Here is a 581-nt window from a genome sequence, read left to right as displayed (position 1 = left end):
CTTCCAGTGCCGGATCACCTCGTCGGTGACGGGCGCGCGGTCCATGATGCCCGCCACCTCGGCCATGTCGAAATCCGACATCGTCTTGCGGACGGAGCGCAGTTCGTCCTGCACGCCCACATCGATGACGAAGGTGCGGGGCGGCACCAGATGGCCCGAGGTGATCAGTTCGCCCAGCCGCACCTGATCGGCGACATTGTCGAAGACCTCTCGCAGCCCCTTCCTGTCGCCCCGGTTCGGCGTGGCCGTGACCCCGAAGATCCGGGCATCGGGATTGGCCTCGCGTACCCGGTCGATGATGCGGCGGTAGCTGTCGGCGATGGCATGGTGCGCCTCGTCGACAACCAGCAGATCAAGACGCGGCATGTCGGCGAGGTTCGAAGCCCGCGCCAGCGTCGGCACCATGGCGAAGGCGACCTGACCGTTCCAGGATTTCTCGGTGGCGTCGATGACCGATGTGGCGACGCCGGGAACCACGCGCTGGAACTTGGCGCGGTTCTGCGCCGTCAGTTCGTCGCGATGCGCCAGCACGCAGGCCTTGGCGCCGTCGCCGATCATCTCGCCGGTGACCGCCGAGAGCA

Annotated in this window: 1 protein-coding gene; it reads right to left on the bottom strand. The window is 67.1% G+C overall.

Features of this window, described 5'->3' with window-relative positions; all coding sequences use genetic code 11:
* A partial coding sequence (locus E3D03_RS21210; protein ID WP_263568576.1) for a DEAD/DEAH box helicase occupies positions 1–581 on the bottom strand: 581 nt, incomplete at both ends.

The sequence above is a fragment of the Paracoccus sp. DMF genome, from assembly GCF_004407025.1.
In the GTDB taxonomy this organism is placed as follows: Bacteria; Pseudomonadota; Alphaproteobacteria; order Rhodobacterales; family Rhodobacteraceae; genus Paracoccus; species Paracoccus aminovorans_B.
This window is presented reverse-complemented; position numbering and strand designations above follow the sequence as displayed.